We start from the raw sequence: 13,418 nt of genomic DNA, 5'->3' as shown, positions 1-13,418 counted from the left end.
TTGTTTTGTTTTTGTTGTTTTTGCAGAATGTTCTAAAATCACATGCTGTGCATGTTCTCTCATCGGCTTCGGCTTTCCATGCTTCCTGAATTTTATTTCCCTTCATTTCTTTTATTAATGATTCTTCAATGTCATAAACAACTTTGTCAAATTTTTCAAGGGAGTTATCTATTTCCGTTTTGTCGATATTGATGATGCGTATTGAACGATTTAATTTAAACTCATTGCTCAGCTCGGGAGCCTTGTCATCTTCTTGCCAATTGGTTATCAAATCGAAATCCTTTTCATATTTTTTAAGTGTTTCATCATCAATCAATCCGTTTTCCATCTCTTCTTTGATTAACATCAGGTCTTCTTTTGACGGAACGAGCTCATTCAAATAGAATATTATTCCTGCAAAAATTGATTTTGAATCTTCCTGCTGTGACCTGAGCCAGGAATATGTCAATATCTGTTGTTTATGGCTTTCCCATTTGTTTTCGGATTTGGGATCGTTAACTTCTATTGCCGGTCTTTTCATGCCCTTATAATCAATAATGATTTCATATTCGTCCCTGTCTTTTGATTCACTTATCCTTTTTTGAAAATCATTATTTTTCTTCAGTATTTCAATAATCTTATTGTTATAATTGTCCAGGTTAGTTTGTTCCAAGGTATTATTGATTTTCATTGATGTCAATACATCAACAACTCCATTTATTCCATAGTAATTTGACCTGCTTCTATTTTTGTCATAATGTGGCATATTTCGAATACCTTTGATTAGAAGCTCTGATGAGTCAATTAATGGGAAGAGATGTTTTCCCCAAATGTTGATGGCCTTTTCTGCTCTGGCGCTTGCTAATTTTTTATGGTCATGTTCATTCAGGTTTGTATCCTCGTTATTGACTGAACTGAAAAATAGTTCTTCATCATGGGCATAAAGCCCTCTTGCCTGAAGCCTTAAATCGATTTGCTCTTCAATAGGTCTGATGTCCTCAAGCCAGTCCCATGGAAACTCTGTTTTTTTCTGTTTCCATTGGATAAATGCTTCTTCCATTACTCCGTGGATAAACTCTCCGAACCATCTTTGAACAGGCTTTGAAGGGGGCAGAGTACCCTTATTCTGATACCTGTATTGCAGATTGCAGGTTAGAAATGACAGTAAGTCTCCGGTCAAACTGTATTCGGGAATCATGTATGCTTTTGATCTTGAAGGTAATTTCATGTTCAGTCTCCTCATATTAGATAAATTTCCTTAAATCCAACGTATTTTTCATCTCTGCTCCATCCAAGAGCGATATTCGGTATGTCAAAGTGGTCATTTTTCTTGTTATATCCTTCAATTGCAGAATTTAGGCCGATTAATAATAGGACGCTTTCGGCTCTTGAAAATGCAACGAAATAAAGTCTTGTCAAATCATCAAATGATCTGTCTTTTTCACTTCTTTCACTTTCTCCAAGCACGCTATACTGTCTGATGCTATCTTCGATTGTCATTTTATCAGGTAACATTTTTGGAAATCTCAAACGTTGGGTTTTGATGTCATTTGTTTTGAATCTTGAACCTACATCAACAATCACAAGTGGAAATTCCAACCCTTTTGACTGATGAATTGACAATACGTTGATTCTGTCGTCAGGTAAAGTTTCCAGAAGCGATTCGTCAATGCTGACTCCACCTGTAGAAATTGGTATGAATATGTTCCATATGGCCTCAAGAACAGATTTTTCCTCCTGATTTCGATTTCTAAATGAAATTGTTGAATGATAATCATTGAAAAATCCGGTTTGGGTAATGGATTTGGTTATTGCTTCCAAATATACAATTCCCTCAACATCTTCCTGCAATTCATCTATCCATGTTGTTAGCTTATATGCAAGTTCCATCAAACTTGCAGTTTTTGGCCATTGCTGTTCGATGTCATTGATTCTTTCCGGGTAGGGTCTTCTAAGCTGCCAGCGGGTCACAAAATCATTTAAAGAAATGGGTTCATGAGGTTCCGGATTTAATTTGATGAATTCTTTCGCTTTCATTCTCCATCTTATCATATTTCTTTTTGCCAGATTCGGAATTGTTTTGTCTGAATTTTGAATTCCTCCCTCGGGATCAATACATTCAAGAATCAAACCGCAAAATATTGCAACAACATCAATATCCTGCAAATCAATTCCTCTGGGATTAAACATTTCAATTGGCTTTCTGAGCCTTTTGAGATTTTTTCTTAGGTGGTGGAGAAATGAACGCTTTCCGTATTGCATTTCTTTTGGTGAATATGATAGGATAGCAATGTCTGAAGCAGATCCGTAATCGCTGTCCAATTTAAGTTTTATTTTCTCTTCCTTTTTGCCGGCTTTTACAGATTCCTGTTTGATTTTCTGCAGATTTGCAATATTGATTGCACCATTCACCTTCTTATAGTATTCCTCATTTAAAACCTGCAGAACTTTTATTTCAGCTTCTCCTTTGTTCACCAGCTTATCTATTAATCGTGATAAGTCATTTGCCAGCATCTCTGGATTGTTTCGAAACATTCCTAAAATAGGCATCTTGTCTCTATCAAAGTCAGGTGCAATGATTTTGGGCTTGTTTTCTACTCTGGCCTGCTGATATTCATTGTCAAGTTCAGCAAATTGGTTGCAATGGTCTATGATATTTTCAGTTGACCTGTAATTGGTAGTTAGATTAATTTCCTCCACATCAATTCCCAGTCGATTTTTCACCCGTTTTTCATAATTGGTAAACAGGTCAACGGTAGCTCCTCTGAATCTGTACAGTGACTGGTCATCGTCACCGACCACGGTAATGTTTCCGTCGTTTTCCAATGCGGATTCGGCTATTGTGAAGTATATGTCTTCCTGAATTAGATTGGTGTCCTGATATTCGTCAATCAAAACAATTTTAATTTCATCTAAAAACATGTCCAGTTCATTGCTTTTTAGCTTTTTAAGAAATTTGGACTCAAGCATTGCAAAATCAATGGTGTTTCTGTCTTTTAATGTTTCCTGATATTCTTTTATACAGTCAAGAGCCAATCTCTGTCCGCTTTTTTCCTGTGTTTTAGCATATAACTCATTGAAGTCAATCTGGTCGTAAAAAAGCCTATTTTTTATTTCCATCAGAATTTCACTCATTTTCGATGGTTCTTCCAATTTAGGCTTTCCGCTCAAATCCTTTAAGTATTCCACCAGATTCTTGTTGAGATATTTCTCATCTTCAATTAGAATTTTAATCATTGCGGAGTTTGCTACAAAGTCCTCAATAACTATTGATTGATTTTCTCCTGGTTTTTTATGGTCTCTAAGTAATTCTTCAGCTATACTATCTGTAGTTCCAAGCGTAATCTGGTTGAAATCAATTCTTTCTATTTTTGCAAGCTTTGTGCTGGTTTCAAAACTCCCGTCACAGTATTTGTCTTCAAGATGGGTTTTTATCTCATCACCCCATCCAAGGATTCTTGAATATAATTCATCAGCCGCTTTTTTTGTAAATGTTGTTGCTAAAATTTCAGAGGGGTCTATTCCATCTACAAAAATGTATTTTAATATTTTCAATACCATTACTGTTGTTTTTCCAGATCCTGGTCCTGCAACAATAAACAGGGACTTGTTAGGTTCAGATAAAATAGCCTTTTGTTGTTGTTTATTTGAAGAGATGTCTCTTTTAAGTATATTTACAATTATGTCTTCAAATTCTTCATATGAAATCATTTTTTCCCTCTTTACCTATATTTATTAATTTATGTCATTATGTTATTAATATAATGATAAGTGAGAGTCCATTTGAAAAGTATTCATCAAATTCAGATTTTGCCAAATAATTAATTTGTTTTTCAATACTTTTTTAAATGAGTTAGATTAAATATGATATTATGGGAGTTTGAAATACTTTCCATGATATGCATAAAAAGTTGGAAGATTATTCTTCTAACTTTTTTTTCTGTTTTTAATTGTAGTTGTTTTCAAATGCTCTCTGATTTGATTTATATAACAGTATACTCAAATATTAAATATTAATAATTTTTAGTGGGAAATATGGCTGATTCTGACAAAATTGATATGTTTAAAAATGATGTTCGTTATAGGGATAATATTGCTCATGTAGAGACTATTCCCGCTAAAAAAGCCAGTTTCAAAAAAGTGGACAATCTGAATGAAAAAATTATTGAGTATCTTGAATCAAAAGACATGAAATTATATGAGCATCAGGCAGAAACCTACGAATCGATTAAGGATGGCGAACATGTCATTATCACAACCCCAACTGCATCCGGAAAGACATTGGCCTTTAATTTGCCCATACTTGAAACCATGATAGAAGACAGGGATGCAACAGCCTTGTATATCTATCCTGCAAAGGCCCTTTCCAATGACCAGCTTCATGTGCTTGAAAATCTTGAAAAGGAACTGGATTTAAAGATTAATCCAAGAACATATGATGGGGATACTCCAAGAGGGGACAAGAGAAATATCCGTGAAAAATCACGCATTGTGTTGACCAATCCCTATCAACTGCATCTTATTTTATCCTGGCATCACCAATGGTCCAGGTTTTACCGCAATTTGAGATATATCGTAATTGATGAATCACATTATTATAAAGGGGTTTTTGGCTCCAATGTAGCATTTTTAATTAAAAGGTTAAAAAGAATAGCAAATTTTTATGGTTCCTATCCGCAGTTCATATTGTCTTCAGCTACTCTTGCAAATCCTTTGGAGCTTGCAAACAGGTTGACCGGAGAGGAATTTAAGTTGGTTGACAATGACACTTCTCCAAGCGGTGAAAAGGACTTTATTTTATACAATCCTTTTAAAAATTACCGTAGAAACAAGGTCAATATGCATAATGCTCCTTCAGTACATATGGAAACAGAAAATATTTTCATGTATATGATGTTAAAGGAAATTCAAACATTATGTTTCACAGTTTCAAGAAAAACCACAGAATTAATTGCAATGTGGGCTAAAAAGGACATGACTCAGGTTAAAGGAAAACTGGCCCATAGAATTGCCGCATATCGGGCAGGTTACAGGCCGGAGGAACGGCGTGAAATTGAAGATGGTCTTAAAAGCGGCAAATATCTGGGAGTCACATGCACAAATGCATTGGAATTGGGTATTGATATCGGATCTTTGGATGCAGTTATCATTTCAGGCTATCCCGGAACAATGATATCCACATGGCAACAGGCTGGCCGTGCAGGCAGAAGCTCTCAGAAATCTTTGGCTGTTTTAATAGCTTTTGAAAACCAGCTTGACCAATATTTTATGAACAATCCAAAGTTTTTCTTTGATAAGCCCCATGAAAATGCAATCATCGATTTGTCTAATCCGATTCTGCAGGAAGCCCACCTGCTGTGCGCTGCAAAGGAACTGCCGCTGAAGTATGAGGAGATAGAAAAATATTTCCAAATTGATGATGATGCGTTGGATGAACTTATTTCTAAAAAGGATTTGCATATCAATGCTCGAGGCGATTATATGTATCCTTATGACGACAATCCCGCCCTTGACCATTCCTTGGATCAAATTTCAGGCGAAGAATTTAAGATAATGAACAATGGAAACCTTCTTGAAACAATGGAGAAATCACAGGTTTATAGGGAAGCCCATGAAGGAGCTATTTTAATCAACAAGGGAGACACTTATGTTGTAAACAGCGTAAGTCTTTCAAGAGGCTTTGTCAATGTCAGCCAAAAAACTGTAGATTATCATACGATGGTTTTAAACCAGACTGACATCAATATCAAAAGAAAACTCTCCAAGACAAAATACGGCAATCTGACAATCCATTTTGGTGAGCTGACAGTAAGTGAAGACTACTTCAAATACAAGAAAATGCAATTTTCAAAATCTGTAGCCACCTATCCGCTGGACTTGCCTCCTTTGAAATTCAATACCAAGGGATTATGGTTTACAATTCCAAAAAGCGTCAAGGATACTCTTGAGGACATGTTTCCAAATGAGGAAGAGGTGTTTGCAGGTGGCCTTCACGGGGCAGAACATGCACTGATTGGTCTTTTTCCTCTTCATACTATGTGTGATAGATTTGATATTGGAGGCCTTTCAACAAACTATCATGAGGATACTCAGGAGGCAACCATTTTTATTTATGACGGTTATGAAGGTGGAATTGGAATATGTGAAAAGGCAGTGGACGTTTTTGTTGACCTTTTGAAATCCACACTTGATTTGCTTAACAACTGTACTTGCCAAAGCGGATGTCCTGCCTGCATATACTCCCCTAAATGCGGCAACGATAACAAGCCACTTCACAAGAATGCCACAAAATACATTCTGGAATATATGTGCAGGCTGATATCTGATGACGCTTCAGCCGTAACCGAAGAGGTCAACGAAGAAATCATATCCGAAAAAGTGGATGATGAACAGGATATTCAATTCAAGGATGCACTGGAGCTATACAATAAAAATGATTTTTCACAGGCAAAGGATATTTTAAATAATATCATCAGTTCAAACAAGAATCATGTTGATTCTCTAGCTTTGATGGCTAAAATATTGTATTTGCAGGATCAAAGTGATATTTCCAAAATGTTTGTGAAAAGGGCATTGGCTATTGACAGGTCAAATGAAATGGCTAACGAACTTGATGTTTTATTGAATAATAGGCAGCATTTGACCAATGAGGATATTGATGTTGAAATCAATACCATAGACGATGAGGAAGTATTGTATGAAGAGGCATATGATTTATATGCACAGGGAGATTTGGATACTGCATCTGAAATCCTGGAAAAATTATTGGACTTTGACAGTAAAAATTCAGAGGCTCTTGCCATGATGGGTTTGATATATTATCAATCAGGGATATTTCCAAAGGCGGTAGAATACTTTAAGAAAGCCTATAAAATAAATAAAAATGGTGAAATGGTTAAGGAGTTGAAAATGAGGGTATGTTAGTCAGTTCATCCGTAAGGTGTGAAACCCTCTTCAAAGTGTTCGCGAAGTTTTTCTAGCTCTTCAGGGATGTTAATTTTCTGTGTACAATGGTCGATACATTCTTCACAATATGTGCACTGGTCAGCTGGTGTTTCTTCGTTTTTGAGTTTATCATAGTATAATCTATAAATGTTTGATTCAGGCTGGTTTTTACTTGCATTATATATGTGGAAATAATCGGAGATTGGAATTTCAGAGGGACATGAATCTAAACAGTATTCGCATTCGCTGCATGGAACTGCAAGTTTAGAATAAAGTTTTTCAGCCATTTTTGATAGGAATTCATTTTCCTCATCGGTTATTGGCTCAAAGTTTTCAAACGTATCGCAGTTATCATCCATATCACTCATTTTGCTCATTCCGCATAGAACCATTTTCACATGTTCAAGTGATGCGCAGAATCTTATTGCAAAGCTGGCGATAGATTTGTCGTGATTAAATTCCTTAAAATCATTTTTAATTTCTTTAGGGGGGTTGACGATAACTCCGCCTTTCAATGGTTCCATTACATAAACGTCAAGACCGTACTCTACACATAAGTCATAGCATTTGTGTGCCTGAATTGATTTGTCTTCCCAATCAAGGTAGTTAAGCTCCAATTGGACGATATCCAACATGTCACCATACTTGTCTAGAACTTTTTTTAGCAAATCAGCATTGTCATGGAAACTGAATCCGATTTTTTTGGCTGTTCCGTTTTCCTTCATTTTTTTAATATATTCGAATGAATTATTTTCTTCAGCTAATTTTAACCATGGTATGTTAATATTGTGGATGAAGAAAACGTCAAAATAGTCAATTCCGAGCCTTTCAAGCATTTCATTAACGAATTTATCGTTATCTTCAGGTGAAGTCAATGCCCATGTCGGCATCTTATCGCAAATCTGATATGATTCTCTAGGGTACCTTTCGACGATTGCCTTTCTGATGGCCACCTCACTGACTCCATCGTGGTAAGCGTATGATGTGTCAAAATAGTTAAATCCTTTTTCCATGTATTTGTCAACCATTTCGTTAAATAGCTCCTGGTCAATTTTTGAGGGGTCCTTGATGTCGGTTTGGGGCAATCTCATGCATCCGAAACCAAATTTTGATTTATAATCCATAATACTATCTCCAAAATTTTTAACTAGTTTTATATATCAATTACAATATATTTATATGTTGTTAATTGCAACAGTTGATTGTTATTTTTTTAAATTTCAAATTATTACTGGGGTATTACGTGAATATTAAATATATTTATTAATAAACAAAACTAAACTTATACTATTAATATTTAATAGGAGACATAAAATGCATGAATTATCAATGGCTCAAGGTATTCTTAATGCAGTTATAGAAACTGCAGAAAGCAATAATGCAACTGAGGTTAATGAAGTCACTATAGAACTTGGCAGATTGGCAATGGTAAATCCTGAACAATTGAAATTTATTTTAGGAGTTTTAATTGAAAATACTATTGTTGAAGATGCAGAAATTAAGTTTGAAGAAATTCCTGTAGAAATTGACTGTCGTGAATGTGAATTTCATGGAAGCGCCATACTTGATGATAAAGACCATTATGCTCCTATGGTTAAATGTCCTGAGTGCGATAGTCTTGCAGTTGAAATCCTTAACGGAAGAGACATTGTCGTTAAAAATATTGTTATAGAAAAACCTGAAGATGATTAATTAAAAGGAGTTGAAAATATGCACCAAGTGGCCGATGTTGAAGTAGCAAAAAATATTATGGATGCCAATAAGAGGCTGGCTGAAAAGAATTTAAAAAATTTAGAAGATAAAGAAATATTCTGTGTTGATTTTGTTGGAGCCATTGGTTCTGGTAAAACAACTTTAATCGAAGAAATTATTGATAATACTGATTATAATATAGGTGTAATTGCAGGAGATGTCATATCCGAATTTGATGCAGGACGTATTGAAAAACATGACGTGCCTGTAGTCGGTTTAAATACCGGTAAGGAATGTCATTTAGATGCACATTTGGTAGGTCATGGCCTTCATGATTTGCCTTTAGATGATTTGGACATGATTATCATCGAAAATGTTGGAAATTTGATTTGTCCAGTTGACTTTGAACTGGGTTCCCATATGAGAATCGTTGTTGTCAGTGTCACTGAAGGGGATGACACTGTTGAAAAGCATCCATTGATTTTCAAAACTTCAGATGCAGTCGTAATTAACAAGGTCGATTTGGCAGAAGCGGTTGGTGCTGATGCTGATAAGATGGTTGCAGATGCTAAAAAATTAAATCCTAATGTTAAAATCATTAAATCCAGCCTTAAACAGGGCAGCGGATTGGATGAAATTATCAAAGCTATTGAAGAAAAGAAAAATAGTTTATAATTGCTTTTAAAGGTGGTTTCATGAAAGTATGGATCGATATATCAAATGCTCCTCATGTGAGATTTTTCAAGGATGTAATCAAATATCTCGAAGCTGAAGGTGAGGATGTAATAGTTACCGCAAGACAGTTTGGAGATATTCATAAGCTAATGGACATGTATGATATCGATTTTATATCTGTCGGCAAGCATGGTGTAAGTTTATATGACAAATTAAGGGAAAGCACATCAAGAGTATATAATCTTGTTGATGTTATTCATGATGAAAAGGTGGATGTTGCCCTTAGCAAGCATTCTATCGAACTTCCTAGAATTTCATTCGGTCTGGGAATTCCAAGCCTATACGTTTTAGACAATGAACATGCACTGGCTGCCAATAAGCTAACTCTTCCATTATGTGACAGGATAATCACTCCGAACATAATCGACATGTGGAAACTGATGAAATTTGGAGCCGATCCTAATACTATTATATCTTATGATGGAACTTCTGAACTGATGCATTTTAAAAGTTTTGAATATAATGACAATGTTTTCAATGATTTAAACCTTGATTTGAAACATCCAAAAACTATATTGATGAGGCCGGAACCTTCTCTTGCTTCATATTTGGATGCTGATTGCAGAAAATCAGTTTTGTCCCCTATTGTTGATGAACTGAAAAATGTGGCCAACATTTTGGTTCTTCCAAGATTTAAGGAACAGGCTGAAATATTCGAGGGAATTGAAAATGTTTCAATATTGAAACCGCCGGTTGATACTTCAAGTATAATCAAAAAATGTGATTTGGTAATCGGTGCTGGAGGAACAATGAACAGGGAGGCTGCAATTTTACAGACTCCTGTAATATCATGTTATCCTGGTGATACATTGTCTGTAGACCAATATTATATCAATAAAGGTTTGATGTACCGGTCTGTCAATACTGAAGATGTTATCAACAAGGCATTGGATTTCATAGTCAATCCTCATGAAAAAATTGATGTTAAGACTGATGACCTATTCCAGGTAATTATCGATAATCTTTATGATTTGGCCAAGAATGGTAAATAGTTTTTTATACTAGTTAATGTCAAATATAATTATTAGTATTTGACTTAAATTTTTTTGGGCTGGTAGCTCAGATGGGAGATCGTCGCCTTGGCATGGCGGAGGCCCCGGGTTCAAATCCCGGTCAGTCCACTTTTATATTTTTTAAATTGATAAAAATTGTGATTAGAATATGTTATTAATTGCTCAAAATCATTTACAATTAATTGTAGAAGTTGCAATAATGTTATTTGTTATATGGGTATTTACTCTTAACTTAATCCCATTATCTCTCAGTGTTGTAACATTTTTGTCCCTATTTTTAATGGGTGGTTTCACACTTCTTTTTGGAGCAGATATTGCATTGCTAGTGATATCTTCGAGTCAGGCGGAGTTTACTCACCCGTTTGGACCCCTGGCATTACTTGCGACCATAACTGCATTCGCTTCGCTGAAGGTGATGAAGGAATCGGGTGTGGATATAAGGCCGCTTAGAAGATTCGTAATCTTATTTACTGTAGGTATTACAATATTCGGTGGATTAATGCATAGGTCTTTTCTGATTTTATGGGTTTTAGGATTGTTCCTAGGTTATCTAATAATCTCAAAATCATTCAGAGAAAAAACAGTGATTACAGGTAAAAGAATTTTAATGTTTGTAGGAATTGCTGTTGTAGGTTTAGTTTCTCTTGAAGCGTTATCTAGAGTAACCGGAATGACAATCTTCTCTCCACTTTTAAGATTAGGTAGGATTGAACAGTATTCATTAGCAAGTATTAAGACTGTATTAAATAACATTCAGCTAATAGGACACAGCGGTAAGGCATCTTATTGGGGTATTGAAGGAACAGCATTTGCTGAAGGTTATATTACCTTGCCGATGCAATTTGTTTTATTCTTTGGTTTACCATTCCCTATGTTCTTTGGTATATTGGTTAACCAGAAAGATACAATCGATTATATGCTTCCAGGTATATTTGGATATGGTTTTGACTTTGGATATTTAGGTTTAGTTGGATTGATGGTATTTACTTTGGGAACAATTATAATCGGTCTTAAAGTATTGACTATGTACAGAGAAAAAAGAGAGAAAAATAATAAAAAATATCTTGGTAGGGAAGTATTATTAACAGGTGCATTAGCTGCATTTTGTGCACAAGCTTTAATTGGTTTATTTGTATTTAACAGAACAATCAATGGTATGGCATTGTTAACTTTCATATTTGTTGGAACATTTATTTTAGCTAATGTAGTTTCACTTAAAACAAGATCATAGGAGTAATTATAAATGAAAGCATTAGTATTACTTGGATGTCCTGAAACTCCATCACAAACTCCGATGGCAGTTTATGTTTTTAATAAATTGACAAAAATGGGTTATGATACAACAATTGCTGCAAATCCTGCAGCTTCAAAATTAGTAAAGATATCTGACCCTGAAGGATATTATAAACTTAATTTAGTTGATTTGGAAAGGACTTTAGGAGAAATTAGTGAAGGAGATTATGATTTATTGGTTGGATTTGTACATAAGGACGCTGCAGCTTCTTTCTTTGTAACTTTCGATCAAATTTTAAATACCAATTCTCTTGCATTAGTGTTTTCAAGGGATATGGATGAAGTTGAAGAATTTGTTAATATGATTGAAGAAAGTGGAAGCAATGCTAAGATACAGGCTGTAAGAGCATTCCACAATCCTTCACCGATTAAAGTTAAATTCGATAAAGCAATCAAGGAGTTTGAATAATATGTCTTTTTGTTTAGATACTTATCTTCAGCAGTCAGATAATTATGAAATCCATGCTTCAAAAGCTGGTTTTAAGGACTGTGCAATGATTATCAGATATAAGGCAGATGATTTAGTTTACATAAAACCTGGTGATGAGGTTTTAGGCGTTAGGGTTATTGGGATTCCACCAATACCAATTGGTTTTGACAATGAAAAAGGGACTGTTTTTCTTCCTTATACCAAACCGTGTCATGGAACATCTGTTGTCGAATTGCCAATAGATGAAGAAGAAGTTGAGAAAATAAAAAAATTAGACACCGGTAATAAAAAATGAAATCAACTGTTGTAGGTAGCTTTCCTAGTGAAGAAAGCTCACCATCTAGTTTTAAGGATAAGTTATCCAGTGCTTTAGGGTCTTATGATTCATTTAAAAAAGCAATTAAAGACAGTGTTATCGCTCAGCTTGATGCCGGTGTGGATATAGTCTCTGATGGTCAGGTAAGAGGGGATATGGTTTCTATTTTTACAAAATATATTCCTGGAATGAAATTGGAAGACGGCAACACCGTTGTAGTTTCCAAAATAAGAAGGCCTACTCAAGAGATTTCCGTTAAGGATTTGAAATATGCCGGAAGTGTTGTTAAGGATTATTATAATGGCAAGATTCCGGAAGGTAAGGGAATCAAAGGAATTATCACAGGGCCGACAACCATTATTCATTCTTCAAGAATCCAATCTTTTTATAAAAATAAGGAAGATGCAATAATTGATTTGGCACATTCGCTTAAGTTTGAAGTGGATGCGATAGCCAAAAAGGCAAATCCTGTTTATATTCAAGTTGATGAACCGTTCTTGTCAACAGGAATGGTTGATATGAAAGTAGCAAAGGAAGCTATTGATATTTTGCATGAAAATCTGGAAGTTCCATTGGCCATGCACGTTTGCGGAACTCTGAATGAGGCATTTAAAGACCTCGCTAATTTTAATGTAGATATTTTGGATATGGAATTTGCAGGCAATGATGTGAATTTGGATGTTTTGGAAAAAAATGCAGATTTAGTAAAAAATAAAAAAATTGGCTTTGGATGTGTCGATTCGTCTGTTAATGAAGTGGATGACATTTCTGACATTGATGATCTTGTTTCAAAGGCAGTTGACATTGTGGGCAAAGATAATTTACTTCTAGATCCTGATTGCGGATTAAGGAGAGCTCCCAAGGATGTTGCATTTGAAAAATTAAGACTGATGAATCAGATTAAGGATAAATATTCCTGATGTTGATAAGGATGAATAAAAAAATCAAGATAATAATTGTAATTGCCGTAGTTTCAATTTTAGCTTACACTGCATTTTATTTTACTGATTATAGG

Annotated in this window: 11 protein-coding genes and 1 tRNA gene; 9 read left to right on the top strand and 3 right to left on the bottom strand. The window is 35.0% G+C overall.

The annotated features are described in order from the left end of the window. A partial coding sequence (locus UIB65_RS09575; RefSeq protein ID WP_330041212.1) for a PD-(D/E)XK nuclease family protein occupies positions 1-1,207 on the bottom strand: 1,207 nt, incomplete at its 3' end. A gap of 11 nt (positions 1,208-1,218) precedes the next feature. Then, a complete protein-coding gene (locus tag UIB65_RS09570) occupies positions 1,219-3,690 on the bottom strand; it encodes a DEAD/DEAH box helicase (protein WP_330041210.1) in 2,472 nt (823 codons plus the stop codon). 324 nt (positions 3,691-4,014) lie between these two features. On the opposite strand from UIB65_RS09570, the gene UIB65_RS09565 reads away from it, so the two are divergent. Then, complete coding sequence (locus tag UIB65_RS09565; RefSeq protein WP_330041209.1) at positions 4,015-6,903, top strand: DEAD/DEAH box helicase; 2,889 nt, start codon at positions 4,015-4,017, stop codon at positions 6,901-6,903. A 5-nt stretch (positions 6,904-6,908) separates the two neighbouring features. Here the strand turns inward: UIB65_RS09565 and UIB65_RS09560 are convergent, their stop codons facing one another. Then, positions 6,909-8,048 carry an aldo/keto reductase gene (locus UIB65_RS09560; RefSeq protein WP_330041207.1) on the bottom strand — a complete coding sequence of 380 codons (1,140 nt, stop codon included), beginning with the start codon at positions 8,046-8,048 and terminating at the stop codon, positions 6,909-6,911. Between the two features lie 190 nt (positions 8,049-8,238). On the opposite strand from UIB65_RS09560, the gene hypA reads away from it, so the two are divergent. The 8 genes from hypA (at position 8,239) to UIB65_RS09520 (ending at position 13,323) form a co-directional block, all read left to right on the top strand. Next, positions 8,239-8,616, top strand: a complete 378-nt coding sequence (gene hypA, locus UIB65_RS09555; RefSeq protein WP_330041205.1) for a hydrogenase maturation nickel metallochaperone HypA — start codon at positions 8,239-8,241, stop codon at positions 8,614-8,616. 18 nt (positions 8,617-8,634) lie between these two features. Beyond that, the gene (hypB, locus tag UIB65_RS09550) at positions 8,635-9,291 is read left to right on the top strand and encodes a hydrogenase nickel incorporation protein HypB (RefSeq protein WP_296803078.1); all 657 of its coding nucleotides are present in this window, start codon (positions 8,635-8,637) and stop codon (positions 9,289-9,291) included. 20 nt (positions 9,292-9,311) lie between these two features. Further along, positions 9,312-10,343 carry a DUF354 domain-containing protein gene (locus UIB65_RS09545; protein WP_330041203.1) on the top strand — a complete coding sequence of 344 codons (1,032 nt, stop codon included), beginning with the start codon at positions 9,312-9,314 and terminating at the stop codon, positions 10,341-10,343. 56 nt (positions 10,344-10,399) lie between these two features. Continuing rightward, positions 10,400-10,472, top strand: a tRNA-Ala gene (locus UIB65_RS09540). A 40-nt stretch (positions 10,473-10,512) separates the two neighbouring features. After that, positions 10,513-11,595, top strand: coding sequence for a hypothetical protein (locus tag UIB65_RS09535; protein WP_330041201.1), 1,083 nt, complete (start codon positions 10,513-10,515; stop codon positions 11,593-11,595). A gap of 12 nt (positions 11,596-11,607) precedes the next feature. Further along, positions 11,608-12,066: a DUF1890 domain-containing protein gene (locus tag UIB65_RS09530; protein ID WP_330041199.1), complete on the top strand. Its 459-nt coding sequence runs from the start codon at positions 11,608-11,610 to the stop codon at positions 12,064-12,066. Between the two features lies 1 nt (position 12,067). Beyond that, on the top strand, positions 12,068-12,382 hold the full coding sequence (locus UIB65_RS09525; RefSeq protein WP_330041197.1) for a DUF1894 domain-containing protein: 315 nt from the start codon (positions 12,068-12,070) through the stop codon (positions 12,380-12,382). Continuing rightward, positions 12,379-13,323 carry a methionine synthase gene (locus UIB65_RS09520; protein ID WP_330041194.1) on the top strand — a complete coding sequence of 315 codons (945 nt, stop codon included), beginning with the start codon at positions 12,379-12,381 and terminating at the stop codon, positions 13,321-13,323. Before UIB65_RS09525 ends, UIB65_RS09520 begins: the two co-directional genes overlap by 4 nt. Positions 13,324-13,418: the final 95 nt, after the last annotated feature.

The organism is Methanobrevibacter sp., assembly GCF_036307625.1.
In the GTDB taxonomy this organism is placed as follows: Archaea; Methanobacteriota; Methanobacteria; order Methanobacteriales; family Methanobacteriaceae; genus Methanocatella.
This window is presented reverse-complemented; position numbering and strand designations above follow the sequence as displayed.